Origin of the sequence: uncultured Shimia sp. (assembly GCF_947493595.1) — a bacterium.
GTDB lineage: Bacteria > Pseudomonadota > Alphaproteobacteria > Rhodobacterales > Rhodobacteraceae > Shimia.
Map to the genome: position 1 here is coordinate 82119 of NZ_CANLRL010000006.1, position 24545 is coordinate 106663.

Genomic DNA, 24545 nt, shown 5'->3' on the forward strand with positions numbered 1-24545 from the left:
CAATTGTATGCATCGCGTAAGGACGTTTCATTACCTCGGGACTAACGAGGCGTTAAAATCCGTCGCGGGTGTAGCAGAGGCTTGCGCAGCTAGCAACATTGTTTGGTGTAATCGCCCATGGCGGGAAAGGCCTATTTTATAAGGCTTTGGTCTAAGTGCGACCCTTTGCCTGTTAACTCTAGGGCAAAAAGTGTTTCCCAAACATCCGTTTTTGTCGAATCCCGCCTGCCAAACGAACCTGACGTAGAGACAATTTTTTCTACTTCAAGAGTTGAAAACATATCCACACAGCGCAGTGAACCGGCTTCGTCAACACAATCTCAATGCAAATCGGCCCTTATGACATGTGGGGGTTTAGTACCTGATTCTAAGTGTGGGGACATTATGGGACCATTAATTCTACTGTCATTGCTGGGCCTCGGCGCAGCCACCGCCTTTGTTGACGTCGGTGAAGAAGAGACAGCCGAGGATCCGGTGCGCGACAACACCGATTCCGAAACCGATGAAACGCAATCCGAAGCGCAACAATCCGCCAACCTGATAGAGATGCTTGGCATGCCGGAAACGGGCGACGCGGAAACGCTGGAAGACCCGGACGTAGTCAACGAGGATGTCGAACTCGACGGGCCCACCCTCTATGGCACCGAGGAGGCCGACACGCTTTATGCACGCGGCACGGAAAACATCGACGCCGGCGCTGGCGACGACAGCCTGAAATCCTTTGGCGATGGCATGATTCTCGGTGGCGAAGGCAACGACGTCTTTACCCTGGGCGGCACGGCCGAAGGCCAAGGCGGCGACGGCGAAGACTACATGTATATCTCTGACGCTGCCTCCGGCTTTGGCGGAGAGGGCGATGACACTTTCTTCCTGAAGCACAACAACTCAATTGACGATGGCGCGGCAACCGCAGACGGCGGGGACGGCGATGATACCTTCATCATGAAACCGCTCTCCGGCCTGCCGGAAGAAACCGTGTCTCACGTCTTGACCGGTGGGGATGGCGCGGACGTCTACGCTTTTGACATCGACGGTGCCACCGCGATCCGCGATGGGGACGAAGAAGACAATCAGATCATCGCCACCATCACGGACTTCGATCCCGACGAAGACATGTTGCTGCTCGACATTGGCGCAAAGCCCAGTTTTGACGACGTTGACGAGTTGCCTTTGCCCGAGGTCTCCACCACTGAAGACCCTGAGGGCGGCTACGTGGATGTCCACTTCAGCTGGACCAACCCGCTGAACGAAGACAATGTGGAAACTCGGACAGTACGCCTTGAAGGGCTGACGGAGTTCGACACGGAAGATGTGCAACTGTCCAGCATGTTTGATCCGGACGGCCATCTCAACGAAGAGGACACCGCAGAGGCAGAGGCGCATCGCCCGATGTCCTTGACGCCAACGGAAGGCAGCGATGACGCCGACGACATGACACTCAGCGAGAATTCCGCCACAGTCCTGAAAGACGGCGATGACAGCGTTGAGATCACCGGTGGCTCCCATCTGGTCTACGGCGGAGAAGGCAACGACAACATCGAAGTCACCGAGGCCAATGACGGCGTAACGCAGCTGTTTGGTGGCGAAGGTGACGATGTGTTGACCGCAGATCTGGTGCAAAACAATGACACCGCGCTGATCGGTGGCGATGGCGACGACACCATCACATTTGGCATGGGGCATTACGTTGAAGGCGGCGAAGGCAATGACACGCTGGTGCTGAACCTGCATGAAAATGCCATGGAACAAGGTCCTGCCGTGTTGAAACAGCTCACCGGCAACCATCTGACCATCAACATCCCTGCGGATATGGAAGGTGAAGTGGACGTGGTGAACCACACCTACAGCAACGGATTTGAGGTGGCTTACTCCGAGATATTTGTCGGCGACGTCTCCATCCTGAAAATCATGGAAGAAGACTTTGCCACTGGCGTCGGCATCGCCGAAGAAGATCCCCGCCTGGAGATCCTACGCGCAGCCTAAGCCAATCGCTTTACGCCGGAGCCACCTCTGGCTTGGGGTTCAACACGCTCAGCGGCTTCCTGACACGCGCCGACACCCCTGGTCCGGTTGGCGCGTGCACCCGCTTGCTGGCTTCGACAATCAACACCCCGCCCGCCATCACTGGCGAGACGGTTTTGCCAATACTCTCCCAAAGCGCGCCGGTCTTGCGCCAAAATCGCCTGTGGCTTGGCGGTTGATACAGCGTTGCGCGATGGCGCTCGGGCATAAACCCATGCTGACGCAGCTGAGTCTCCAACTGCCCGGCCGAATACGGACGACCAAATCCAAACGGGGTTTTGTCACTGCTCGACCACATACCGGTGCGATGTGGCACCACAAACAATGCCCGACCGCCCGGCCCCAACACGCGATGCGCTTCCGCCAACACATCACTGGGCCGCTCGCTGGTTTCCAGCCCATGCATCAGCACAAGTCGATCCACCCGCCCGGTGTCCAGCGGCCAAAGCGTTTCCTCACAAAGCACCGACACATTGGCCATCCCCGCCGGCCAAGGCATCACCCCCTGTGGCCCCGGCATCAGGCCAACCACCCGTCGCGCCTCTGACAAATAGGGCCGCAGCAACGGTACGGCAAAACCAAACCCGGCCACGGTCTGGCCTTTGACTTCGGCTTCAGGCCAAAGCTCCAGCACCTCATCTCGCACAGCCTTTTGGGCCGCACGCCCCAGGGTGCTGCGGTAATAGAAATTTCGAAGATCCTGTACGTCAAGATGCATTGCGCCCGGCTCCCCGATCGGCAAATCTAGATCTAACATAACAATGCAGAGGCGGATTTCCATGCCCCATCAGATTGTCACCATTCCCTGCCTGTCAGACAACTACGCGTTTCTCATCCACGACGACACCTCTGGCGCCACCGCGCTGGTGGATGCCCCCGAGCCCGGTCCTATTCTGGATGAACTCAAAACACGCGGCTGGACGCTCAGCCACGTCTTGCTCACCCACCATCACTGGGACCACATCGACGGTCTGCCCGATATCCTTGCCGCCCATCCGGCCAAAATCATCGGAGCCAAGGCGGACGAACATCGCCTGCCGCCTCTCGATCTGGCGGTGACCGAAGGCGACACTTTCGAGTTTGCCGGCGAATCCGTTTCTATCTTGGATGTATCCGGCCACACCGTAGGTCACATCGCCTTCCATTTCCCCGACACCGCCGCCGTCTTCACCGGTGACAGCCTGATGGCCATGGGCTGTGGCCGCTTGTTCGAAGGCACACCGGCACAGATGTTTGCCAGCCTCTCAAAACTTGCCGCCCTGCCCGACGCCACCACCGTTTGCTCCGGTCACGAATACACCGCCGCCAACTGCGCCTTTGCCGTGTCCCTTGGCGAAGACAACGCAACCGTGGCTCAACGCATTGCCGACACAGCCGATAAGCGCGCCAAAGGCATCGCCACAGTGCCGTCCAATTTGGGCCTGGAAAAGCAGACCAACCCTTTCCTGCGCAGCGCTAGTCTTGCTCTGCAAAAGGCCCTCAGCATGGAGGGGGCCGCGCCCGTGGACGTCTTCACCGAAGTCCGCAAAAGAAAAGACACCTTTTGATCTGAAACCAAAACGCAGGCGCAAACCCTTAACACACGTGCCCAACGGGGCGGCGGCTCACGAGAGAGTGACCCAACCAGAGGCTGAATAGAGAGAAATCTGTATCAAATTTTGCAGAAAGTCCTTGAAGACCGCCGTCAATCGACCAAACTTTAACCATAAGACCCTATGGTGAAGGCAGGCCCACCCGCCTTCATCGAAACCCGGAGGGAGCAGTCACACCGTGCCGTCATTTTCGAACTCACTAGAACAAGCCATCCACGCCGCGCTCGCGCAGGCCAACCAGCGCAAACATGAATTTGCCACGCTGGAGCATTTGCTCCTGTCGCTGCTGGATGAGCCCGATGCCCTGCGCGTGATGCAGGCTTGTGGCGTGAACATCGACGAATTGCGCAAGGATCTTGAGGACTTCATTGACGATGACCTGTCCAATCTGGTCACCGATATCGAAGGCTCAGAGGCCGTGCCAACGGCTGCGTTCCAGCGCGTGATCCAGCGCGCCGCGATCCACGTTCAAAGCTCTGGCCGCACCGAAGTGACCGGTGCCAACGTGCTGGTCGCGATCTTTGCCGAACGCGAATCCAACGCCGCTTACTTCCTGCAAGAGCAGGACATGACCCGCTATGACGCGGTGAATTTCATAGCCCACGGCGTGGCCAAAGACCCCGCCTTTGGCGAGGCCCGTCCTGTGAGTGGCGCGGACGATGAGCAAGACCAGCGCATCGAAGGCACCGCGGATGGCGGCGAAGCCAAAGAAAGTGCGCTGGCAAAATACTGCGTTGATCTGAACGTGAAAGCCAACAAAGGCGACGTTGATCCACTGATTGGCCGCGATCACGAGGTCGAACGCTGCATTCAAGTTCTGTGCCGCCGCCGCAAAAACAACCCGCTTCTGGTTGGCGACCCCGGTGTGGGCAAAACCGCCATTGCCGAAGGGCTCGCGCGCAAAATTGTGCAGGGTGACATTCCAGAGGTTCTGTCTGAAACCACCATCTATTCGCTTGATATGGGCGCATTGCTGGCAGGCACCCGCTACCGCGGTGATTTTGAGGAACGCCTGAAAGCTGTGGTGACCGAGCTTGAAGACCACCCCGACGCCGTGCTGTTTATCGACGAAATTCACACCGTGATTGGTGCTGGTGCCACATCCGGCGGCGCGATGGATGCCTCCAACTTGCTGAAGCCTGCGTTGCAGGGCGGTAAGCTGCGCACCATGGGGTCCACCACCTACAAAGAGTTCCGTCAGCACTTTGAGAAAGACCGCGCATTGGCCCGTCGCTTCCAAAAGATCGACGTGAACGAACCCAATGTGCCGGACAGCATCAAAATTCTCCGCGGCCTCAAAGAGTATTTTGAGGAACATCACAGCGTGAAATACACGGCTGATGCGATCAAAACCGCCGTGGAACTGTCCGCGCGTTACATCAATGACCGCAAGCTGCCGGACAAAGCCATCGACGTGATCGACGAGGCTGGCGCCGCACAGCATCTCGTGGCCGCCTCCAAGCGCCGCAAAACCATTGGCGTGAAAGAGATCGAGGCTGTTGTGGCCAAGATCGCGCGCATCCCGCCCAAAAGCGTCTCCAAAGACGACGCCGAAGTGCTCAAGGATCTGGAAAAATCCCTCAAGCGCGTGGTGTTTGGTCAGGACAACGCCATCGAGTCGCTCAGCTCTGCAATCAAACTGGCCCGTGCTGGTCTGCGCGAGCCTGAGAAACCCATCGGCAACTACCTTTTCGCTGGTCCAACCGGTGTTGGTAAAACCGAAGTGGCCAAACAGTTGGCCGACACGCTGGGTGTGGAACTGCTGCGCTTTGACATGTCCGAGTACATGGAGAAACACGCCGTCTCCCGCCTGATTGGCGCGCCTCCCGGCTATGTTGGCTTTGATCAGGGCGGTTTGCTCACCGACGGCGTGGACCAACACCCGCACTGTGTGTTGCTGCTTGATGAGATGGAGAAGGCGCACCCGGACGTCTACAACATCCTTTTGCAGGTGATGGACAACGGTGAGCTGACGGACCACAACGGCCGCACCGTGAGCTTCCGCAACGTGGTTCTGATCATGACCTCCAACGCCGGTGCCTCGGAGCAGGCAAAAGCCGCCATTGGCTTTGGCCGTGACCGCCGCGAAGGCGAAGACACCGCCGCCATCGAGCGCACCTTCACACCGGAGTTCCGCAACCGTTTGGACGCTGTGATCTCCTTTGCCCCACTGCCTAAAGAAGTCATCTTGCAGGTGGTCGAGAAGTTTGTGTTGCAGCTTGAGGCGCAGTTGATGGATCGCAACGTGACCATTGAGCTGACCCCCAAAGCCGCACAATGGCTCGCGGACAAAGGCTATGATGATCGCATGGGCGCCCGTCCACTTGGCCGTGTCATTCAGGAGCACATCAAAAAGCCACTGGCCGAGGAGCTGCTGTTTGGCAAACTGGCCAAAGGTGGCGTGGTCAAGGTGAAGGTCAAAAACGGCGACCTGCTGCTTGATCTGTCCGGCCCTGACAGCCCGCGCATCACCGGTGACAAACCACCGCTGCTGACGGCGGAGTGATGCGGACACACAGTTTTGCACTGATTAGCGCGCTCGCAGCTTTTCCGGCTGCGGGCGCGCCGACGTTTTCGCTGCCTGTCGACTGTGAGTTGGGTGAAACCTGTTTCATTCAAAACTACGTCGACCACGATGAAACAAGTGGTCACCGCGACCACACCTGCGGCCCGCTCTCTTATGACGGCCACAAAGGCACCGATTTTGCCCTGCCCACCACCGATGCCATGGGTTCCGGTGTTAACGTGCTGGCGGCGGCAGAGGGTGTGGTGTTGGGCACCCGGGACGGCATGATCGACAAGGTGATCGCCACCAAAGACATCCCCAAACTGAACGGCAAAGACTGCGGCAACGGCGTCTCCATTGACCACGGCGACGGCTGGGTCAGCCAATATTGCCACATGAAACAAGGGTCCGTGGCTGTCTCTCAGGGCGATCAAATCGCTCGCGGGCAAGTGCTTGGCCAAATCGGCCTGTCCGGCCGCACGCAATTTCCCCACCTGCACATCTCGATCCGTGATGGCAACCGCGTGGTTGATCCCTTTGCGCCCGACCAGCAGGGAGTCTGCGGCGAAGGTCAAGACACGCTCTGGGACCATGGTATCGACTACGTAGGCGGCGGGTTGATCCGGGTTGGCTTTGACGTCGGCGTGCCCAAATTTGATTCAATAAAATCGGGCATGGCCGGGCGTGTCCGCGTGCCGTCGCAAGCCAAAGCCTTGGTGCTATTTGGCTACGCCTTTGGCAGCAGGCCTGACGATGAAATGACGCTGACCATCACTGGACCGCAAGGATCGGTGTTTGACCACACGGTCACCCTGGAGAAGACCCAGGCACAGTATTTCCGCGCGGGCGGCAAACGCACCCCAATGGGGGGCTGGCCCAAGGGCATTTACCGTGGCGAGGTCTCCATCACCCGCGATGGCGCGCAACTGGACCAACAGACCATAACTCTAACGGTCGAGTAGAGCGCTTATTTCTCGGTAAACTTCAGCTCAATCCGGCGGTTGCGCGCCCGTGCCTCTGCCGTATCAGCCTGATCAACCGGCTGGAACTGCCCAAACCCATTGGCCGACAACCGCTGTGGTGGCAAGCCCAGCACATCGATCATGTACCGCACCACAGACAGCGCCCGCGCCTGGCTCAACTCCCAGTTATCCGCAAATGCGCCGCCGTAGATCGGCACATCATCGGTGTGGCCGTCCACACGCAAAATCCAGTTGATGTTGCTTGGGATGTCATCAATTACGCTTTGCAGGATACCGGCCACCTTGGCGACCTCCGCCTGCCCCTCAAAGGACAGGTCCGCCCCACCCGGTGGAAACAAGACCTCTGAGGAGAACACAAAGCGGTCGCCGACAATGCGCACCCCTTCCTGCGCCCCAAGCAAGCTCCGCAGCTGTCCAAAGAACTCAGAACGATATTGCTCAAGATCCTTGGTTTGGTTCTCAAGCGCGATCTTCTCTTGCTCAAGCCGGATGCGCTCTGCCTCTTCCAGAAGCCGCCGTTTACGTTCTTCCGCTGCCGCCCGAGCCAGCGCGGCGTTGAGGTCTGATCCCAGCGCCTCCAGCTGCACATTTGCCGCCGCATCTCGCTCCGCATATTCATCCAGAATGGTCTGCAATTGCCCCAACTGCGTGCGCAACGCGCCAATCTGTTGGTTGAGCGCCGCTATCTGGCGCAGGCTCTCCGCCGATTTTGCCTCTTCTTCCGACAACGCTTTGTTGGCTTCTGCCAGCAAGGCATCCCGCCGCTCCGCTTCGGTCAGTGCGTCAGCCTGCGCATTCTCCGCCGCCTTCTGCGCCGCCAAAGCCTTGGCGAGTTCTTCTTCCACGTTCAGCGTATCACGCAGCTTTTGCTCTGCGGCCAGCTTTGCCGCCAGCGCGGTTGCCAGCCGTTCGCGCAACGATGACCCGCCGTCAGCGGCTTCAGCCTGCGCCGCGACCGCCGCTGCCAGTTGTTCTTCCAGCTCCGCCACCTGCAACGCCAGGCCATCAACCTGCGCCGCGGCTTCCGCACCCTCTGTTTCTGCCGCAAGCTTCGCCGCCAAGGCCTCCGACAACCGCGCCTCAAGCTCCTGCAAATCAGACCGCCGCTCACCCACCTGCGCTTCTGCCGTCGCCCGCGCGGCAACCTCAGCAACCAATTGGCTCTGCAATTCACTCACAGTGCGCCGGTTTTCTTCCAACCCTAACAGCGCCGCCGCCAACTCGGCCTTCACAGAGGCAAGTTCGCCTTCACGCGCATCACGCTCCGCTTCTGCGGTGGCCAGCAAAAGCACAGTTTCTTCTAAATTGGCATCCACGCTCTGCCCCGCCACCAACGCCGCCGCCAGCTTCACGTCCAGATCATCGCGCGCCGCTTCAGCCGCCGCCAACAAGGTCAAGGTGTCCTCAGCCTCTTTACGCTGCGCCTCCAGCGCCAATGTCATCGCCGTCAGTTCCGCATCCGCAGTCTCCAACCGCTTGCGCAGCTCTTCCGTCGCTGCCGCCTCCAACACGCGGCGCTGCTCTTCGGCAGTCAAGGCCTTGTCCAGCTGATCCGCCTCAGCCACCAAGTTATCGATCTGCTGTTCACCAGCCGCTACCTCAGTACGCAGACTCTCAATCAACGCCTGCATGGCATCCGCTTCCGCCGCCGCCAGTCGCGCCGCTTCCGCACCTGCATCAATTTCACTCCGCGCCTGCGCCAATGCAAGGTTCAACGCTTCACGCTCGTCAATCAGCGTCTCACGTTCGCCTTCCAACGTAGCAATATCGGCCCGCGCCTCATCGCGCTGCGCCAATAAGGTCGCCACCTGCGCTTCAAAGCTGGTGATCTGTGTTCGGGCTGCGTCCAGCGCCGCGGCTTGAGCATCACGCGTCGCTGTCAGCGCTGAAATCAACGCGTCCTGCTCTCGCAATTGCGTCTCGCGATCTCCCAACGTGGCAGCCAAACCGCCAAGCTCTGTTTCAAGCTCCTGCGCCCGCGTCCGCTCCAGCCCCAAAGCATCCGCCAAAGCAGCCACCTCAGATTGCAGCGTGTTTAGCTCCGAGTCTTTTTCAGTAATGGTTTCTGAGAGCACAAACTGCACAATCATAAAGATCGTCAGCACAAACATCAGAACCAGCAAAAGGCCGGTCATTGCGTCTACAAAACCGGGCCAGATACTGGCTTGAAAGCGTTGTCCGGTGCGTCGGGACAGGGCCATGGTTTAGCCCTCCTTGCCGCCCTTGGGCGCCGGTGGACGTTTCAATTGCACCTTGGTCACAGGCCCCTTGGTGTCGCCATCCATCGCATTACCAACCCGGCGCAACACCCGCGCAATCCCATTCAGCTCGGTGCGCAGCTCGGTCATGCTCTCCTGACGACCGGCCGAGATCTCTTCCAGAATGCGCAGCATCTGAACATCAATCGAGCGCAGCCGCATCCGGCTTTCCGCATCCATACCGCCGTCAAGGCCGCCGCCGTCTGACAATTGCGCAACCAGTTTTTCCTGCCCTTCGGCAATGCGCAACAAGGCCTGCGTGGACGCATCCTGTGTTTCAAGCCGGTCAGTCATGCGGTGCATTGCCTCAAGCAGTGCAGCCATGTCTCCACCGCTTTCGCCGCGCACCTGTGCGGTTTGCACCATGGTTTCGCGCAGCTGATCCAACTGGCCGGACATATGTTCAAACGCAGCGCCCAACACCGATATGTCACCGCCGTCAGCATCACCTGAGGAAAAGCCAACACGCGTGAAGGAGCTCAACCACTCCTCCAATTCACGGTAGAACCGGTTTTGCCCGTGGCTTGCGAACAGCTCCAACAACCCCACCACCAAAGAGCCTGCCAGCCCCAGAAGCGACGATGCAAACGCCACGCCCATGCCGCCCAACTGGCTTTCCAAACCGTCCATCAGGCGGCTCACCACGTCGATACTGGATTCGCCCCCGCCCAAATCGAGGCTTTTAATCGTGTCCACAACAGCAGGAACCGTGGTTGCCAGGCCATAAAAAGTGCCCAACAGGCCGAGAAAAATCAGCAGATTGACAATATAGCGCGTGATCTCACGCCCTTCGTCAACGCGCGTCGCCACAGATTCCAAAATGGAACTTGTCGAGGTCGAGGAAATTTGCCCATGCATCCCGCGCTCACGCAGCAAGCTTGCCAAAGGGGCCAACAATGTTGGTGGGTTGTCGGCATCATGGCCTTCCACACGCCCGGCAAACCCTTCGATCCAGCGCACCGATCGGAACAGTGAAAGCACCTGTGCAAAGGTTGCCGCCACACCAATCAAAAACACCAAAAAGATAAAGCCGTTGAGTTCAGGGTTGGCGGTGAACACCGGCAACACTTGAGGCAAGGCCACGTAACCCACGGCGGCCACAAGCCCTAGGACAACCAGCATCTGAAGAATCTGGAAAGTCGGTTTAGAGAAATGCGGCTCGACTGTACGGTCCGGCTGATCCATTGAGATGGGTCCTGACGCTTTGTTTTTCTGCGCTCACCCTACTGCCATGTCCCTACTCTGCCAAGGAATTTCGCCGCCTTTGACATTGGCACTTTCAGGCAGTGGTCAATCTGCGCACTTCTTGAGACAGCCATTTCAGATCCGCATCTTCAATGCCGAGCTCAAAAAGATGGCTGGCCGTGTTGTGCAAGTACTCTGTGTTGGGCCCGCGCCCACCCACAGCCGTTGAAATGATCCGTGCCTGCTCGTCCAACGACAGATGACAATACTGCACATGATCGGGGTCAATTACATAAGTCACCGCCTCTACCGCGCGCCCATCGCACAGGGTCAATGGCAGTGTCGCTTCCAGATAGGCTGAGCTCACCAACTCCCGCTCACGCAGGTAGTCCAATGTGCGCGTTTCATGCCCGTCAGCCACCTTCAATGCCAAACCCTGGCAATGGGCCCCAACCTCTGCATCCAACGCCAAAACAAGCCCAGGATCCTCTACCGTGCCACGGTGGTGAATCGAGCGCATGCAAAAGCTGCGATGCCACCCGTCCAGACGTGCAACCGCCTGTTCCGCGACCTCAAATCCCGGGTTCCACAAAAGCGATCCGTATCCAAATACCCACATAGTCTGCCTCTGGTCCTGCTGGCTTTGCGCCGTTAAACACCAAACTGACTCAGTGAGAAAGGCCCCACCATGATGAGATTGCTGACCCTGCTTGTGCTTTTGGCCGCTTTGGCGTGGTCTGGCTTCTGGCTTGTCGGCTACGGGGCGCTCACAGCGGCCATGCCGAAATGGTTCGAAGACCGCCGCGCCGAAGGCTGGGTTGCAGAATATGATGATCTCTCGGTTTCCGGCTTCCCGTCTCGGCTGGACAGCACCTTTGAGAACCTCACGCTGGCCGACCCGCAAACCGGCGTCGCCTGGGACGCACCATTTTTTAATTTGCACGCGCTGACCTACCGCCCCAATCACGTGATTGCTGTATGGCCCAACAGCCAAACCCTCGCCATTCCAGGCGAAAAACTCTCTGTCACCACCGGCGATATGAGGGCGTCCCTGGTGCTTGACCCGGGCACGGACCTCACACTCAATCGCGCAAATGTAGCCATTGAAAACCTCGGCGTGACATCCACCGCCAACTGGCAACTGGCCGCCAGCGGGGTGAACCTCGCCATGCACCGCGATTCAGCTGACACCAGAGCCTATCGCCTTGCCTTCAAAGCGGACGACCTCACACCGCCCGCCGGTTACGCTCTTCCCAATGGCATCGACCTACCGCGCAGTTTCTCTAGCTTCCGGGCTGATCTCACCGCAACTTTCGACCGTCTCTGGGATCGCACCGCCATCGAGCACGCTCGCCCCCAGCCGGTGTCTCTTGATCTGACTTTGGCGGAAGTCATTTGGGGCGATTTGCAACTGCACGCCGCTGGCAAAGTTTCCATTGATGCTTCTGGCTATCCAACGGGCGAGGTTACCATACGCGCCGTCAACTGGCGTGACATCCTGAATGTGGCCCGTCATTCTGGCCACCTGCCTGTCTCTGTGCTCGACACGGTGGAACAGGCCCTTGGTTTCATTGCCCAACTGTCCGGAAACGCCAAAGAACTCGACATTCCCCTCACATTTTCAAATGGTGCAACAAAATTGGGACCGCTGCCCATCGGCCCGGCCCCTCGCATTTTTCTTCGCTAACTTGGCGCTCAGCGGCAGTACGGCCCACCGCGATGTTTCGCGATGTCAAAGTGGAAGTGATCTTTGTGATAGCGGTCCGCGTTGGGCCCCAAAACCGTGCCAAACGGCCCACAGGCCTGTTTGTGCATTTTCTTGAGAATGCGGCCTTTTTTGCCGTTGTTCCAATCTTTCAGAACCGAGATGCTCTCACCGTTCTTCAGCTTGATGGCTGAGATATCAATCGCCTTGCCGCGACCATGCTCACTGATCTTCGCGCCGGGGCGGTTGTTGCGTGTGCGGCAGGAATAGCCGGCCGCCACTTTGATTTCCTTGGCTCCGCCACCAAAACTGCGCACGGATTTCTTCAGGCCTTTATCCACCCATTTTTCCAGTGCCTTGGCCGTGTCACAGGTCATCACCGCAGGTGTGGACAGCTTCACACCATCCACTTCATAAAGCTTGATGGCACCTTTTTTTATGCCACAGCCACGCAGTTTGGCCGGAACAGGCGGCACCTCTTTGCCAATCAGGCGCTTGTTGCGGCACACTTTTCCAATACCCGCGGCCTTACGTGCCTTTCGCTCAGCCCGCGTCACGCGCACAGGCTCCGGATCAGCCATCTCAATCACCGCCGCTGCGGCGGCTGGGGCAGGTGCCACAGCGGCCACACGGGTGACCGTTGCGTCATTTCTGCCAGGGCGCAACACAGGCCGCAATGAGTGGTCCGGCGCAAAGCTTGGCAAAGCCACCGGATAAACCACACGCAAAACAGGCCGCAAACTGCGCTCCGGTGCATTGGCCAGTGCAGTGCTCAACGCACCCGCCCCAACTGTCACCGCAATCGCCAAATATGCCGCCGACCATTTCATGCCTTGGGTGCCTCACGGCCAAAGTTTGGCGCCGCCGTATCCTGCCCGGCTTCAATAATCCCGCGGCGAATTTCCCGCGTGCGGGTGAAATACTGATGCAGGTGCTCGCCATCCCCAGTGCGGATCGCGCGTTGCAGCGCAAACAGCTCTTCGGTGAAGCGCCCCAAAATCTCCAGCGTCGCGTCTTTGTTGGTCAAAAATACATCCCGCCACATGGTTGGGTCAGACGCCGCAATCCGGGTAAAATCCCGAAAGCCCGCCGCGGAGTATTTGATCACTTCACTGTCGGTCACGCGGCGCAGATCATCGGCCACACCCACCATGGTGTAAGCAATCAGGTGCGGTGTGTGGCTGGTCACGGCGAGCACCAAATCATGGTGGTCCGCATCCATCTCATCCACGTTGGCGCCCATGCCTTCCCAAAGCGCGCGCAGCTGCGCCACGGCCTCTGGGTCACTGCCTTCCACCGGCACCAACAGACACCAACGGTTGTCAAATAGCTCGGCAAACCCACTTTCCGGCCCAGAATGCTCAGTCCCCGCTAATGGGTGCGCCGGCACAAAATGCACGCCGTCTGGTAAATGCGGACCAACAGCCTCAATCACATCGCGCTTCACGGAGCCTACATCGGTCACCGTCGCGCCCGCTTTCAGATGCGGCGCGATCTCTTTGGCCACGGCCCCCATCGCACCCACCGGCACACAGAGCACCACCAGGTCTGCATCCGCCACAGCCTCGGCCGCGCTGTCACAGACCCGATCACACAAGCCAATCCGCCGCGCCGTTTCCCGAGAGGCCTCCGATTTGGCAAACCCGGTCACTTCACCGGCCAGTCCACCACGCTTCATCGCCCAGAACATCGAGGAGGCAATCAGCCCCAACCCGATCAGCGCCACGCGGTTGTAGACTGGTGTGCTCATCGCGCGCCGCCTTTGAACTGGCCAATCGCATGTGCCACCCGACGACAGCTAGGTTCATCCCCAACGGTGATACGCAGACAATTTGGCAAGCCGTAGCCTGCCACCCGCCGCACAATCAGCCCTTGGGATTTCAGGTACTCATCACAGGCTTCCGCCTCCGCCTGATCCGCAAACCGCGCCAAAATGAAGTTGGTGCAAGAGGTATCAGACGGAACCCCATGCTCCATCAACGCTTCTGCCAACCACGCCCGCAAACGGGTGTTGTCGTTGCGGCACTTGGCCACCCATTCCTGATCACGCACAGCCGCAGCCGCCAGCTTCATTTGAATGTCGTTCAGGTTAAACGGCTGGCGCACACGGTTGAGCACATCAATGATCGCCTGCGGGGCATAGCCCCACCCAACCCGCAATCCGCCTAGACCGTAAATCTTGGAGAAGGTCCGCGTCATCACCACATTGTCACGCGCTTCCACCAGGCCCGCGCCCCCGTCAAACCCCTGCACATATTCCGTGTAGGCGCCATCATGCACCAGAATACAGCCATCCGGCAAACCATCGGCCAGGCGCGCCAGATCATTGCCGCCAATCATTGTGCCGGTTGGGTTGGCCGGGTTGGCCAGAAACACAATCTTGGTTTTCTCGGTGCAGGCTGCCAGCAAGGCGTCTACATCCACAACCCGCTCGCGCTCTTTCGCCACAACCGGTGTCGCGCCGACCATCTTGGCCAGGATCGGATACATGGAGAAGCCGTGCTCGGGATACACAATCTCGTCGCCCACTCCGGCATAGGCCTGGGTGATGAACTGTAACACCTCGTCACTGCCCACACCACAGATGATGCGGTTGGCGTCCAACCCGTGCACCTCGGCTATAGCCGCGCGCAGCTCGGCGTGGTCGGTGTTAGGATAGCGATGCAGGTTCAACCCCGTTTTGGCATGCATGTCGGTCACCGCCTCACTGCATCCCATCGGGTTTTCATTTGACGACAGTTTCACAACGTCTTTGACGCCGTCCACTGACGCGCTGCCGCCCACATACAACTCAATATCCATGACACCGGGCTGCGGCTCAATTCGTGACATCACGTTACTCCCTCGTTGCCTGCTGTTTAGCGAGGCACCCGAGGCTTGGAAAGACAGGAAGCCGGTGACGCGGGGAATTGCCTCAACAAAACCCCTCCGGCTGTTGCAAACGGGCGTCACGTAGACAAAATGTCCACCCTGCACCCAGGCGTGCCATCGGCGGCATGCCCAGCACGCCCCCGCTTCTTCTTGCCACAAAATATCCCGGAGCGCGAGGCAGCGCCTCGCACCACGCAGCCCATATGGCTGCGCTCCTGCAGCGTACCAAAGGCGCACTGCGACCTTACCTTCAACAGGCCCTCATCACAGGCCCGCAAGGCATCTGTCTTATGCGTAGTAATCGACCACGGATTTGGAGCTATCAATGCCCGCCGCATCCAACTTGCTGCGCAAAACCTGCGCAAAGTCGTTGCCGCCGGACGTTTGATAAGAGGCCACCGCCGAGCGGATCGCGCTCATTACCGCGCCATCCATCGTCTTCTGCCGCTGCGGCTCATGGCCTTGCAAGTGGCTGCGCGCGGCTTCCTGCACCGGCTCAACTTTTTCAGACTTTGGCGCCTCTTTGGGCTCCTGCACTGGCTGCCCGGCGTATTTCGCCAGCGCTGCGTGCAACATCGCATTCTGCGTTGCGCTCAATCCGGACCACCCTGTGGTCTCTCCTAATATGCCTACCGCTTCTACCATAGCGATGTCTCCTTCTTGCACTTACCCGTGTGAACGGAGCCGCCCCCTAAAGCCGCCGTGCGCGAGGTTCAAAAACCTTGCCATCTTTTTAACATCCAGACAACCAAACCGCTAAAATTGCAGGTAAAATTCTAATTTTCTTAACCCAATAGCGCTGGACAATTTGCACCTGATCGGCCTCCAAAACGCGGAGGCATTCGCATTTTTTTGCCACCCCACAAATTATCCATATTGCTTTTGTTTGATCAAATATGCTCAAACCGAGTCACGAACCCTGGCAATAAAGGCATTGCGCGCTGCTGCCTGGGTGAGCGGAGCCACTCTGCTCAAAAGAGACCTAAGCCGGTCTCGCGCGTGCACTTGGCTCCCTTCATGTAACTTTTTTAGGCGGCGCGCCGCCACAAGCACGAGGGTTTTGCCATGCTGCATAACGACAAACTTGAACAATGGGATCGCGAAAACTTCTTCCACCCGTCCACACATTTGGCTGAATTTGCCCGCGGCAATGTTCCCCATCGTGTGATCACCGGCGGCACCGGCTGCCACATCGAAGACCGCGACGGCAACCGCCTGCTCGATGCCTTTGCCGGTCTCTACTGCGTCAACGTCGGCTACGGCCGCAGCGACATTGCCGATGCGATTTCGGACCAAGCCAAAGAGCTGGCCTATTACCACTCCTACGTGGGTCACGGCACCGAAGCCTCCATCACTTTGGCCAAAATGGTGCTCGACCGCGCGCCAGACCATATGTCCAAGGTCTACTTCGGCCTCTCTGGCTCGGACGCCAATGAAACCAACATCAAACTGATCTGGTACTACAACAACATCCTGGGCCGCCCAGAGAAAAAGAAGATCATCTCCCGCTGGCGTGGCTACCACGGCTCCGGCCTGATGACCGGCTCCCTGACCGGCCTGGAGCTGTTCCACAACAAATTTGACCTGCCGCTGGCCCAAGTTGTGCACACCGAGGCGCCGTTTTACTTCCGCCGCGAAGATCAAAGCCAGTCTGAAGAGCAGTTTGTCGCCCACTGTGTTGCCGCGCTGGAAGAAACCATTGCCCGCGAAGGTGCTGACACCATCGCCGCCTTCATCGGCGAGCCGGTTCTCGGCACCGGTGGCATTGTACCGCCGCCTGCTGGCTACTGGCCTGCAATCCAAGCCGTTCTGGACAAGCACGACATCCTGCTGGTTGCAGACGAAGTTGTCACTGGCTTTGGCCGTCTGGGTTCGATGTTTGGTTCCGACCACTACGGTCTGAAACCGGACCTGATCACCATCGCCAAAGGCCTGACCTCTGCCTACGCGCCGCTGTCCGGCTCGATTGTCTCCGACAAAATGTGGTCCGTGCTGGAAAAGGGCACCGACGACAATGGTCCGATCGGCCACGGCTGGACCTACTCGGCCCACCCGATTGGCGCCGCCGCAGGTGTGGCCAACCTCAAGCTGATCGACGAACTCAACCTCGTAGAAAACGCAGGCACCGTTGGCGCTTACTTCAATAAAACCATGTCTGAGGCTTTGGGCGCACACGCCAATGTTGGGGACATCCGGGGCGAAGGCATGATGTGCGCCGTGGAGTTTGTCGCTGACAAAGACAGCCGCACCTTCTTTGACGCTGCGGACAAAATTGGCCCACAGATTGCCGCAAAACTGCTGGAGCAGGACAATGTGATTGCCCGCGCCATGCCACAGGGCGACATTCTGGGCTTTGCCCCACCGTTCTGCCTGACCCGCGAAGAAGCCGATTTGGTGGTCGCCGCCACCGTGCGCGCCGTCGCAACCGTTCTGCCGTAAGCCCAAGGAGCACGAGATGACACTGTCCAAAGCCCCGTTCAGCAGTGCTGAATATCAACGCCGTCTCTCCAAAACCCGTGCCGCTATGGCAGAGGCGGGTCTGGAGGTTCTCTTTGTCACCGACCCCTCTAACCAGGCGTGGCTGACCGGATATGACGGCTGGTCATTTTATGTCCACCAAGGTGTGATTGTGACCATGGAAGGCGAGCCCATCTGGTGGGGCCGCTACATGGACATGATGGGCGGCCGCCGCACCTGCTGGATGGATCATGACAATATCCTCGGCTACGCAGATCATTTCGTGCAATCCACGGTCGTGCATCCGATGCAGGACCTCGCAGAACAGCTCAAAACGCGCGGTTTCACTGCCGCGCGGATTGGCGTGGAGATGGAGAACTACTACTACTCCGCCAAAGCCCATGCCGTACTCACCGAAGAATTGCCAGACGCGACGCTGGTGGACGCAACTGCGCTGGTGAACTGGCAGCGTCTGGTGAAATCCGATGTCGAAGTGGACTTCATCCGCAAGGCCGCCCGCATCACCGAAAAAGTCATGTTGACCGCCATCGACCGTGCCGCCCCCGGGGTGCGCAAAAACGATGTGGTGGCCGACATCATGAAAGCCGGCATCGAAGGCATTGGCGACGATTGGGGCGATTACCCCGCCATCGTACCGCTCACCCCCTCCGGTCTGGACGCCACCGCTGCCCACCTCACCTGGGACGGCACGCCGATGCGCGAAGGCGAAGCCACCTTCTTCGAACTCTCCGGATGTTATCGCCGCTACCACGCCCCGATCAGCCGCACTGTCTTCCTCGGCACACCGTCCGATGACATGCTGCGCGCCGAAGAAGCCCAACTCGAAGGCATCGCGGCGGGTCTGGAAGCCGCCCGCGCCGGCAACCGCACCTGCGACATTGCCAATGCCTTTATGGATGTGCTCGCCAAACACGGCATCGAACGCTCTGGCCGCATGGGCTACCCAATTGGTCTCAGCTACCCACCGGACTGGGGCGAACGCTCTGCTTCGATCCGCTCTGAGGATGAAACTGTGCTGCAACCCGGCATGGTCTTCCACTTCATGCCCGCGCTCTGGATGGACAGCTGGGGGCTTGAAACCACCGAAACCATCCTGATCCGTGAAGATGGCGCCGCAGAGCCACTCTGTAATCTGGAGCGCAAGCTCATCGTCAAAGGCTGACCCATGCTGGAGACCACCAAACAAATCCTCTCCAACCTGATCGCCTTCCCGACGGTCTCGGTCGACAGCAACCTCGACATGATCGCCTACCTCGCCGCACGTCTCAAAGACTGCGGCGCCAAGGTGGAGATCTTCCACGACGAGACCGGCAAAAAGGCCAACCTCTTTGCCACCTTAGGGCCTGAGGTCGACGGCGGCCTTGTACTCTCCGGTCACAGCGACGTGGTGCCGGTCACTGATCAGGACTGGACCAGCGATCCCTTTGTCATGGAGGAACGCGACGGGCGTCTTTACGGACGTGGCACCTGCGACATGAAAGGCTTCATCGCCGCCACCGTCGCCATGGCGCCCCACTTTGCCCAGCGTGTCACCGACACGCCGGTGCATTTTGCCTTCACCTATGACGAGGAAACCGGCTGCATTGGTGCCGGTCATCTGGTCGAAGCCCTCAAAGAGCGCAACATCAAACCGCGGCTGGCCATCATTGGCGAGCCGACCTCCATGCGCATCATCGAAGGCCACAAAGGCTGCCATGAGTACAGCACCCGCTTTCAGGGTCTTGAAGGCCACGGCTCCGCCCCTGATCTTGGCGTAAACGCGGTGGAATACGCCGCGCGCTACGTCTCCCGCCTGCTAGAACTGAAAGCCAAGCTCACCACCATGGCACCCGCAAGCAGCCGCTTTGAGCCGCCCTGGACCACCGTGAACGTCGGCGCCATCCATGGCGGCAGCGTGCACAACGTCATCGCCCCCAAGGCGCAGGTGGATTGGGAAATGCGCCCCGTGCAAGCGAGCGACGCCAGCTTTGTGAAAGAGGCCCTGAAATCCTACTGCGAAGACGAGCTTCTTCCCGCCATGCGCAAAGTCTACCCCGACGCACAGATCTACACAGAGGTGGTGGGCGAGGTCGCCGGCCTCATCCCGGAGGACGACAACGAAGCCCGCAAACTGCTGATGGAGCTCACCGGTGCCAACGGTGCGGACCTGGTACCTTTTGGCACCGAGGCAGGTCTGTTCCAGTCGATGGGCATGGATGTCGTGGTTTGCGGCCCCGGTTCCATCGAGCAGGCCCACAAAGCCGACGAGTTCATCGCGCTGGATCAGCTGACCGATTGCCTCAAACTGCTGGAAAAACTCGGCGACACACTGGCCAAGGGTTAAGCCCGCCCAGCGCCGCAGCAACCTCCAAAACCTGAACAAACAAAAAGGGCCGCGATATTCTCGCGGCCCTTTCCGTATTCTGTAACCTAGGTCGGCGAAGATTAGTTCTTCGCGTAGAATTCCACGACCAGGTTTGGTTCCATAACAACCGGGTATGGCACGTCGGACAGGCCTGGGGTGCGCACGAAGGTTGCGGTCATTTTGTTGTGGTCGGCGTCGATGTAGTCAGGCACGTCGCGCTCGTTCAGCTGAGTGGCTTCCAGCAGAATTGCGAGCTGCTTGGACTTCTCACGCACTTCGATCACGTCGCCTTCTTTGACGCGGTAAGACGCGATGTTCACACGCTTGCCGTTCACCAGAACGTGGCCGTGGTTCACAAACTGACGGGCAGCAAACACAGTGGCAACAAACTTGGCGCGGTACACAACCGCATCCAGACGGCGCTCCAGCAGGCCGATCAGGTTTTCACCGGTGTCGCCTTTTACACGCTCCGCTTCGGCATAGATGCGGCGGAACATTTTCTCGGTCATGTCGCCGTAGTAGCCTTTCAGCTTCTGCTTGGCGCGCAGCTGAGTACCGAAGTCGGACAGTTTGCCCTTGCGGCGCTGACCGTGCTGGCCTGGGCCATAGTCACGACGGTTCACTGGGGATTTTGGACGACCCCAGATGTTTTCGCCCATCCGGCGGTCAATTTTGTACTTGGCAGCAGTTCTTTTTGTCATCTGCTGATCTCCTTCGTTCAGGTTTCGAAGGGCGTTGTCCTCTTGCCGGATTTTGCCGACATGACAGGCATCCTCTTGCGAGGGCCACCAACACCAATGAAGCCGCGCTTATACGGGGGATTCTGGGGGAGTCAAGCGGGGAGTGGCTCGCCGCGATAAGTGGCGGTCACACGAGGTCGACAAAAGGCCACAATCCCTCCCCACCGCTGACAAAGCCGCCAATCAAGATAAACGCATTGGTTGAATTGGTGCAGTATGAAACGCGTATTTCTCCCCATTATCGTTTGCCTACTGACATACACTGGCGCCCTGGCCCTGATGCGCCCGGCTGATCCCACATACGCGCAACTTGCCGATCAGTTCTGTCCGGCGGAGTGGGCCGCGCTGAACGCCTTTGATCCGCCACTGTATCTGCAGCACTATCACGATCAGAAAGCCGCCCGCGAACCAGGCACGTCTCTGGCAACCAACGCCGTTTTGCACCGCCCTTTCATCGGCGCGCTGGCAACGGCGGACTTTGTGGGTCATTTTGTCAGCCTGGACAAAGCGGAAAATCACACGCCCCATACCATTGCGCACACCCAAGCGCGGCTTGATTTTGTGACATGTCTGGACCCTTCTGAAGAAGAACGCCAAATAACTCTAGACACGTACAAAACTGTGTATCCTGTCGAGACATACGGGCCCCCTACTGAGATCGCGCACCTTTTTGCAGAAACAGACAAAATGTTCTGCATGGGCGTCGACCGCGCCTTCGAGGGCATCAAGAAACTCGACCCAACGAACCCGTTTTATCATCACAGCCATTATCATCTGACCAAAACAACGATGACCGTTTGCCCAAAACCTACCCCGCCAACCCAATCACCTGACTAATCCGCGCCCCGGCGTTCACCGCCTGATAGGTCGGAAAGGGCACCCGCTCGGACAGATCAATCTCCCGCGCGACCCACTCTTGGGCCTCCAGCGTCTGCAAAGACGTTGAGAGCGCCCGGTCCGTGATAGCGCCCAATCCGGCCTTGAAGCCGGAAAACCGCTGCGGCCGCGTCGCCAGAGCCAAGACCGGCACGGTCCAGCTTTTGCGCAACAGCTTGGTATCGCTCTCCGCCGCTTCCCGCAGAATCTCATCCGCCTTAGCCGCCGCCGCCACGCCCAGATCTGTCAAAACAAACTCCGGCCGTAACGGATGCCCGTGTCCGGGATTGCGCATCACCACCCCCAGCTCCATCAAATGCGCCAGACTGGCCCCAAAGGCCGTGCGCCCTGCCCCTGTGGCCGCAATCAACGTCGCCTGCCGCCCCGGCACGCCGCGATGCATCTGCGCCAGAATGTCGAGCGCCCAGGCCCGAGAGGTGATCTTGACAAGCAACTTAATGTCCATAAAGTATAGTAACTACATTTTGTGAAATCAGCAACCACTAAGGACCGCATCATGGCTCTCGCCGCATTAACCAACATCATCACGCTCTCAATTTCTGTGAGTGATCGCCACGCCAGCGCCGCCTGGTTCAAAGAGAAGCTCGGCTTTGAGCTGCGCTACCACATTGACGAAGCTGGCTGGAGCGAGCTCGACACCAAAACCGAGGGTGTGATCCTTGGCCTAGGCGAACAATCCGAGCCCAAACCCGGCAACTGCGTGCCCGTGTTTGGCGTTGATGACATCGACACCGCCCGCAGCGCGCTTGAAGCCGCAGACGTGAAGTTTGACGGCCCAACACAAGTGATCCCGGAAATGGTCAAGCTGGCGACCTTCTATGACCCGGACGACAACGCCTTCATGCTGGCAGAAGACCTCTCCAGCTAAACAAAAACCCCGCCAATCCGGCGGGGTTTCTTTTTGTCGCCGCTTTAAGTCCCCACTAGGACACTTCCCAACTGCGCATCAGCCCCGCCGCCGCCGCCGCATAGGACCGCGCCATCGCATCCTCGGTGCGCGCTTTGATGACGGAATGCAATCCCAACAAAAGCCCGACCAGAACCTGCGCCGCTGCCTCCGGGGATTGCGGCAGATGCACTGTTCCAGCCTGCGCCTCCCGCGTCAGAATCGCTGCGAATCTACCCTCAAGTGTTTCGAGGTAACGGGCAATCCGAGCATTCACTTCCGGGTCAGAGCGCTCAAATTGACTAATTGAGTTAAACGCCAAACACCCCGCATCCTCGACCCTCGGGATCTTCTGCTCCGACGCAATACTCTCAAACCATTCCGCCAACTCCGACAACGTAAACGTCTCCGCATCGGGGAAATGCTGCGCTTCGGCGTTATTGAGGTAACTGTCTAAAGTTGCGAGGAAAAACGACTCCTTGCCGCCATAGGCCGTCTGCAACGTAAACCGCGTCAGCCCGGTTTTCTCTTCAATCTCCCGCGTGCTCGCGCCGGTGTATCCCTTCTCCCAGAAGAGCGCCAACGCGCCCGCAATCGCTGTCTCGTGATCGGCCTTTCGTTTGCGCGCCACAGTTTCCCCCTTGCCATTTCTATCCAGCTGGATAGTTTAATTTCTATCCACATGACTAGCATAATTCGCGACGCCCCTCAATGCGCCGCACCAAACACCAAAGGAGACCACCATGACCGCACTTGACCCACAGCTCGGCGCCACAAAACCCATCCTGCTTCGGGTGATCTTCATCCTAAACGCCGCAAAAATCCTGCTGACAGTCGGCTTTTTTGTGGCCTTCAAATTCTACGGCCTGTCCGTGCATGGCCTTGAAGGCAACAGCGCCGCCAACCTGATGCTGCTTGCACTTGGTGGCTACGTGCTGGCCTTTGCTGGCCTCGTCCGTTCGATCCTGAAACGCCACATGCTGGGCCTGCGCATCGCCCTTCTGGCCGACCTCGGCATCTCGCTCTATGTCGGCGCCCCCATTGGCTTCCTGACTTTTGCGATCAGCATGGCGTTGACCTTCTCCGCACCGGTGCGCGCCTTCTTTGCCTACCGCGCTTAAGCCCTTCTTGAAGGACCCTGAAATGACAATCCCCCAACCGATCTCCGCCGATTTCCCCTTTCAATCTCGCTTTGTCGAGGTGAATGGCCACAAAATCCACTACGTCGATGAGGGCGAAGGCCAGCCCATTCTCTTCATGCATGGCAACCCCACCAGTTCCTATCTCTGGCGCAACATCATCCCACATGTCCTACCCCATGGCCGCGCCATTGCCCTCGACCTGATTGGCATGGGCAAATCCGACAAGCCGGACCTGGCCTACCGCTTTGAGGATCACGTGCCGTATCTTGACGGCTTCATCGAGGCTCTGGGGCTCAAGGATGTGGTGCTGGTGATCCACGACTGGGGCTCCGCCCTTGGATTTCACTACGCCCGCCGCCATCCAAACAACGTACGCGGCATTGCCTTCATGGAAGCCGTCATCCGCCCAATGACCTGGGACGGCTTCCCGCCCGACTTCCGCATCGGGTTCAAAATGATGCGCACGCCGGTCCTGGGCTGGCTGATGATCTCCGCCGCCAATATGTTTGTGAACAAGATCCTGCCCAGCGCCATGATCCGCAAACTGTCAGCCACGGAAATGGCCGCCTACCGCGCACCTTTTCCCACTGTGCGCAGCCGAAAACCGCTGCGCATCTGGCCAACGGAAATCCCCATCAACAGCAGCCCCAAAGACGTCTCTGACGTGGTACAAAACTATAGCCAATGGCTTGGCCAAACCGACACCCCGATGCTGCTGTTCTACGCCACGCCGGGCGGCACCATTCAGGAACCAGAGCTGACGTGGTGTCGCGACACCATCAAGAACCTGCAAACTGTCGATATTGGCGCAGGCATCCACTACCTGCAGGAGGACAACCCGCATCTGATTGGCGCTGAGCTGGCCAAATGGTTGCCCCAAGTCCTCCCTGCCAAAGCCGCTGCCGAGTAACCCTCAAAAACAAAAGCCCCGGAAAT

Annotated in this window: 23 protein-coding genes; 12 read left to right on the top strand and 11 right to left on the bottom strand. The window is 58.8% G+C overall.

Going from position 1 to position 24545, the window contains the following annotated elements; translation table 11 throughout:
- Nucleotides 1-384 precede the first annotated feature (384 nt).
- A complete protein-coding gene (locus Q0955_RS14590) occupies nucleotides 385-1983 on the top strand; it encodes a hypothetical protein (RefSeq protein WP_299425338.1) in 1599 nt (532 codons plus the stop codon).
- A gap of 10 nt (nucleotides 1984-1993) precedes the next feature.
- Here the strand turns inward: Q0955_RS14590 and Q0955_RS14595 are convergent, their stop codons facing one another.
- Complete coding sequence (locus Q0955_RS14595; RefSeq protein WP_299425341.1) at nucleotides 1994-2740, bottom strand: class I SAM-dependent methyltransferase; 747 nt, start codon at nucleotides 2738-2740, stop codon at nucleotides 1994-1996.
- A 61-nt stretch (nucleotides 2741-2801) separates the two neighbouring features.
- On the opposite strand from Q0955_RS14595, the gene gloB reads away from it, so the two are divergent.
- From gloB to Q0955_RS14610, 3 genes are all read left to right on the top strand, one after another.
- Entirely contained in the window at nucleotides 2802-3569 is a 768-nt protein-coding gene (gloB, locus tag Q0955_RS14600; RefSeq protein ID WP_299425344.1) for a hydroxyacylglutathione hydrolase, read from the top strand.
- 223 nt (nucleotides 3570-3792) lie between these two features.
- Nucleotides 3793-6120, top strand: a complete 2328-nt coding sequence (gene clpA / locus Q0955_RS14605) for an ATP-dependent Clp protease ATP-binding subunit ClpA (protein ID WP_299425347.1) — start codon at nucleotides 3793-3795, stop codon at nucleotides 6118-6120.
- Nucleotides 6120-7082, top strand: coding sequence for a M23 family metallopeptidase (locus Q0955_RS14610; protein WP_299425350.1), 963 nt, complete (start codon nucleotides 6120-6122; stop codon nucleotides 7080-7082). The genes clpA and Q0955_RS14610 overlap by 1 nt, the downstream gene beginning before the upstream one ends.
- Before the next feature lie 5 nt (nucleotides 7083-7087).
- Here Q0955_RS14610 and Q0955_RS14615 read toward each other — a convergent pair whose 3' ends face one another.
- The 3 genes from Q0955_RS14615 to Q0955_RS14625 all read right to left on the bottom strand — a co-directional run bounded on the left by Q0955_RS14615 (nucleotide 7088) and on the right by Q0955_RS14625 (nucleotide 11165).
- Complete coding sequence (locus tag Q0955_RS14615; RefSeq protein WP_299425352.1) at nucleotides 7088-9304, bottom strand: peptidoglycan -binding protein; 2217 nt, start codon at nucleotides 9302-9304, stop codon at nucleotides 7088-7090.
- Nucleotides 9305-9307: 3 nt separating this feature from the next.
- Nucleotides 9308-10546, bottom strand: a complete 1239-nt coding sequence (locus Q0955_RS14620) for a biopolymer transporter ExbB (RefSeq protein ID WP_299425355.1) — start codon at nucleotides 10544-10546, stop codon at nucleotides 9308-9310.
- Nucleotides 10547-10640: 94 nt separating this feature from the next.
- Nucleotides 10641-11165, bottom strand: a complete 525-nt coding sequence (locus tag Q0955_RS14625; RefSeq protein WP_299425358.1) for a gamma-glutamylcyclotransferase — start codon at nucleotides 11163-11165, stop codon at nucleotides 10641-10643.
- Between the two features lie 72 nt (nucleotides 11166-11237).
- Between Q0955_RS14625 and Q0955_RS14630 the strand changes: the two genes are divergently transcribed.
- Nucleotides 11238-12233 (top strand): DUF2125 domain-containing protein, encoded by a 996-nt coding sequence (locus Q0955_RS14630; RefSeq protein ID WP_299425361.1) that lies wholly within the window; start codon nucleotides 11238-11240, stop codon nucleotides 12231-12233.
- Between the two features lie 8 nt (nucleotides 12234-12241).
- Here Q0955_RS14630 and Q0955_RS14635 read toward each other — a convergent pair whose 3' ends face one another.
- From Q0955_RS14635 to Q0955_RS14650, 4 genes are all read right to left on the bottom strand, one after another.
- Nucleotides 12242-13081: an extensin family protein gene (locus Q0955_RS14635; protein WP_299425363.1), complete on the bottom strand. Its 840-nt coding sequence runs from the start codon at nucleotides 13079-13081 to the stop codon at nucleotides 12242-12244.
- Entirely contained in the window at nucleotides 13078-14001 is a 924-nt protein-coding gene (locus Q0955_RS14640; RefSeq protein ID WP_299425366.1) for a prephenate/arogenate dehydrogenase family protein, read from the bottom strand. The genes Q0955_RS14635 and Q0955_RS14640 overlap by 4 nt, the downstream gene beginning before the upstream one ends.
- Complete coding sequence (hisC, locus tag Q0955_RS14645) at nucleotides 13998-15083, bottom strand: histidinol-phosphate transaminase (RefSeq protein ID WP_299425368.1); 1086 nt, start codon at nucleotides 15081-15083, stop codon at nucleotides 13998-14000. The genes Q0955_RS14640 and hisC overlap by 4 nt, the downstream gene beginning before the upstream one ends.
- A 327-nt stretch (nucleotides 15084-15410) precedes the next feature.
- The gene (locus Q0955_RS14650; protein WP_299425371.1) at nucleotides 15411-15767 is read right to left on the bottom strand and encodes a hypothetical protein; all 357 of its coding nucleotides are present in this window, start codon (nucleotides 15765-15767) and stop codon (nucleotides 15411-15413) included.
- 420 nt (nucleotides 15768-16187) lie between these two features.
- Between Q0955_RS14650 and Q0955_RS14655 the strand changes: the two genes are divergently transcribed.
- From Q0955_RS14655 to argE, 3 genes are read left to right on the top strand one after another with little or no spacing between them, the layout of a single operon-like run.
- Nucleotides 16188-17561, top strand: coding sequence for an aspartate aminotransferase family protein (locus Q0955_RS14655; RefSeq protein ID WP_299425374.1), 1374 nt, complete (start codon nucleotides 16188-16190; stop codon nucleotides 17559-17561).
- A gap of 16 nt (nucleotides 17562-17577) precedes the next feature.
- Nucleotides 17578-18762: a M24 family metallopeptidase gene (locus Q0955_RS14660; protein ID WP_299425376.1), complete on the top strand. Its 1185-nt coding sequence runs from the start codon at nucleotides 17578-17580 to the stop codon at nucleotides 18760-18762.
- Nucleotides 18763-18765: 3 nt separating this feature from the next.
- Nucleotides 18766-19923, top strand: coding sequence for an acetylornithine deacetylase (gene argE / locus Q0955_RS14665; RefSeq protein ID WP_299425379.1), 1158 nt, complete (start codon nucleotides 18766-18768; stop codon nucleotides 19921-19923).
- A gap of 101 nt (nucleotides 19924-20024) precedes the next feature.
- Here the strand turns inward: argE and rpsD are convergent, their stop codons facing one another.
- Entirely contained in the window at nucleotides 20025-20645 is a 621-nt protein-coding gene (gene rpsD / locus Q0955_RS14670; RefSeq protein WP_299425382.1) for a 30S ribosomal protein S4, read from the bottom strand.
- A gap of 255 nt (nucleotides 20646-20900) precedes the next feature.
- On the opposite strand from rpsD, the gene Q0955_RS14675 reads away from it, so the two are divergent.
- Nucleotides 20901-21521: a hypothetical protein gene (locus tag Q0955_RS14675; RefSeq protein ID WP_299425385.1), complete on the top strand. Its 621-nt coding sequence runs from the start codon at nucleotides 20901-20903 to the stop codon at nucleotides 21519-21521.
- On the opposite strand, the gene Q0955_RS14680 is transcribed toward Q0955_RS14675, so the two are convergent.
- The gene (locus Q0955_RS14680; protein WP_299425388.1) at nucleotides 21493-22026 is read right to left on the bottom strand and encodes a winged helix-turn-helix transcriptional regulator; all 534 of its coding nucleotides are present in this window, start codon (nucleotides 22024-22026) and stop codon (nucleotides 21493-21495) included. The two genes, Q0955_RS14675 and Q0955_RS14680, sit on opposite strands and share 29 nt — an antisense overlap.
- A gap of 51 nt (nucleotides 22027-22077) precedes the next feature.
- On the opposite strand from Q0955_RS14680, the gene Q0955_RS14685 reads away from it, so the two are divergent.
- Entirely contained in the window at nucleotides 22078-22449 is a 372-nt protein-coding gene (locus tag Q0955_RS14685) for a VOC family protein (protein ID WP_299425391.1), read from the top strand.
- A gap of 55 nt (nucleotides 22450-22504) precedes the next feature.
- Here the strand turns inward: Q0955_RS14685 and Q0955_RS14690 are convergent, their stop codons facing one another.
- Complete coding sequence (locus tag Q0955_RS14690) at nucleotides 22505-23098, bottom strand: helix-turn-helix domain-containing protein (RefSeq protein ID WP_299425393.1); 594 nt, start codon at nucleotides 23096-23098, stop codon at nucleotides 22505-22507.
- A 112-nt stretch (nucleotides 23099-23210) separates the two neighbouring features.
- On the opposite strand from Q0955_RS14690, the gene Q0955_RS14695 reads away from it, so the two are divergent.
- Together Q0955_RS14695 and Q0955_RS14700 are read left to right on the top strand one after the other, a co-directional pair.
- The gene (locus Q0955_RS14695; protein WP_299425396.1) at nucleotides 23211-23588 is read left to right on the top strand and encodes a hypothetical protein; all 378 of its coding nucleotides are present in this window, start codon (nucleotides 23211-23213) and stop codon (nucleotides 23586-23588) included.
- Nucleotides 23589-23610: 22 nt separating this feature from the next.
- Nucleotides 23611-24519, top strand: a complete 909-nt coding sequence (locus tag Q0955_RS14700) for a haloalkane dehalogenase (protein ID WP_299425399.1) — start codon at nucleotides 23611-23613, stop codon at nucleotides 24517-24519.
- Nucleotides 24520-24545: the final 26 nt, after the last annotated feature.

Coding starts and splice junctions, on each gene's coding strand:
- Q0955_RS14620 (WP_299425355.1), bottom strand. CDS start 10,546: ATGGATCAGCCGGACCGTACAGTCGAGCCGCATTTCTCTAAACCGACT.
- Q0955_RS14610 (WP_299425350.1), top strand. CDS start 6,120: ATGCGGACACACAGTTTTGCACTGATTAGCGCGCTCGCAGCTTTTCCG.
- hisC (WP_299425368.1), bottom strand. CDS start 15,083: ATGTCACGAATTGAGCCGCAGCCCGGTGTCATGGATATTGAGTTGTAT.
- Q0955_RS14700 (WP_299425399.1), top strand. CDS start 23,611: ATGACAATCCCCCAACCGATCTCCGCCGATTTCCCCTTTCAATCTCGC.
- Q0955_RS14680 (WP_299425388.1), bottom strand. CDS start 22,026: ATGGACATTAAGTTGCTTGTCAAGATCACCTCTCGGGCCTGGGCGCTC.
- Q0955_RS14685 (WP_299425391.1), top strand. CDS start 22,078: ATGGCTCTCGCCGCATTAACCAACATCATCACGCTCTCAATTTCTGTG.
- Q0955_RS14625 (WP_299425358.1), bottom strand. CDS start 11,165: ATGTGGGTATTTGGATACGGATCGCTTTTGTGGAACCCGGGATTTGAG.
- Q0955_RS14675 (WP_299425385.1), top strand. CDS start 20,901: ATGAAACGCGTATTTCTCCCCATTATCGTTTGCCTACTGACATACACT.
- Q0955_RS14650 (WP_299425371.1), bottom strand. CDS start 15,767: ATGGTAGAAGCGGTAGGCATATTAGGAGAGACCACAGGGTGGTCCGGA.
- argE (WP_299425379.1), top strand. CDS start 18,766: ATGCTGGAGACCACCAAACAAATCCTCTCCAACCTGATCGCCTTCCCG.
- gloB (WP_299425344.1), top strand. CDS start 2,802: ATGCCCCATCAGATTGTCACCATTCCCTGCCTGTCAGACAACTACGCG.
- Q0955_RS14590 (WP_299425338.1), top strand. CDS start 385: ATGGGACCATTAATTCTACTGTCATTGCTGGGCCTCGGCGCAGCCACC.
- Q0955_RS14655 (WP_299425374.1), top strand. CDS start 16,188: ATGCTGCATAACGACAAACTTGAACAATGGGATCGCGAAAACTTCTTC.
- Q0955_RS14695 (WP_299425396.1), top strand. CDS start 23,211: ATGACCGCACTTGACCCACAGCTCGGCGCCACAAAACCCATCCTGCTT.
- Q0955_RS14640 (WP_299425366.1), bottom strand. CDS start 14,001: ATGAGCACACCAGTCTACAACCGCGTGGCGCTGATCGGGTTGGGGCTG.
- Q0955_RS14635 (WP_299425363.1), bottom strand. CDS start 13,081: ATGAAATGGTCGGCGGCATATTTGGCGATTGCGGTGACAGTTGGGGCG.
- rpsD (WP_299425382.1), bottom strand. CDS start 20,645: ATGACAAAAAGAACTGCTGCCAAGTACAAAATTGACCGCCGGATGGGC.
- Q0955_RS14660 (WP_299425376.1), top strand. CDS start 17,578: ATGACACTGTCCAAAGCCCCGTTCAGCAGTGCTGAATATCAACGCCGT.
- Q0955_RS14615 (WP_299425352.1), bottom strand. CDS start 9,304: ATGGCCCTGTCCCGACGCACCGGACAACGCTTTCAAGCCAGTATCTGG.
- Q0955_RS14595 (WP_299425341.1), bottom strand. CDS start 2,740: ATGCATCTTGACGTACAGGATCTTCGAAATTTCTATTACCGCAGCACC.
- Q0955_RS14630 (WP_299425361.1), top strand. CDS start 11,238: ATGAGATTGCTGACCCTGCTTGTGCTTTTGGCCGCTTTGGCGTGGTCT.